Here is a 1,044-nt window from a genome sequence, read left to right as displayed (position 1 = left end):
CAGTACGCCTTCTCGTACCGCTACACCCTCAACGGCTCGACCATCAACGAGTACGTCTACTGCCTGGTCGGCCTGGGCTCATACGCACGCTGAGGCCCCACGAAGAACCACACCCACCCACACACCCCACCCCACGCCCAACCCACCTACACCAACCAGACCCCAGCAGTACAGCTTTCTAGAAAGTTCTTCCAATCGGAGCGCCCGATGGTCCAAACTGAACCCCGTGCCCGGACCTGTGTCCGTCCGTGCGGACGGGGGGAGCGCACGGCCGGACCCAGGCCCGGGCCGGGGGCAGGCCGGCGCCCGGACTGCCCCCGGCGTCGACCTGCCTAGCGCGCCTAGCGCAGGGGAACCGGTCGGTCGTAGACGTTGTCGGGGGTGACGATCTCGGTGATCGCCCGGGCGACCAGCGAGGACGGCTCCTGGCCGTCATGTGTGATGTCGGTGTTGAGCTGCAGCACCAACGTCGCCTTCAGCGAGGGAAGGTAGACCGTCACGCTCTCGTAGCCCGGGATGGAGCCGTTGTGCCCGATCCAGCCGCCGCTCTTGAAGATGCCGAGGCCGTAGCTCGTACCGGGGTGACCGGTCGGCAGCATCTTGAGCCGCTGCTTCTGGGTCTCCGGGCTGAGCAGCTTCCCGGTGGCGACGATCTTGGCCCAGCGGTGCAGGTCGTGCATGTTCGAGATCATCGCCCCGGCCGTCCAGCCCCAACTGGGGTTCCAGTCGGTGGAGTCCTCGACCTTGCCGCTCAGCGTCTGGTTGGTGTAGCCGCGAGGGTGCGGCTCGGGGAATTCGGGGCCGCTGGGGAACAGCGTGTGCTCGAGGTGGGCCGGGCGGAGCACCTCCTCGTCGATGAAGTCGGCGGCGTGGCGGCCGCTGACCTTCTCGATCACCAGACCGAGGAGGATCAGGTTGCTGTTGGAGTACTGGAACTGCTTGCCCGGCGCGAAGGTGTTCTTGTGCTTGTAGCCGTACGCGAGCACCTCGTGCGGGGTGAACGCACGGTTCGGGTCGCTCAGCAGATCGTGCACGGAGCCCGGG

1 protein-coding gene is annotated in these 1,044 nt (G+C 66.9%); it reads right to left on the bottom strand.

Annotated features, from left to right (window positions below; translation table 11 throughout):
- Positions 1–341: 341 nt before the first annotated feature.
- Positions 342–1,044: serine hydrolase domain-containing protein (locus tag ACZ5CR_RS47310; RefSeq protein ID WP_468870264.1), on the bottom strand; the 703-nt coding region annotated here is incomplete at its 5' end.

This window comes from Streptomyces sp. NPDC031274 (assembly GCF_055570235.1).
This window is presented reverse-complemented; position numbering and strand designations above follow the sequence as displayed.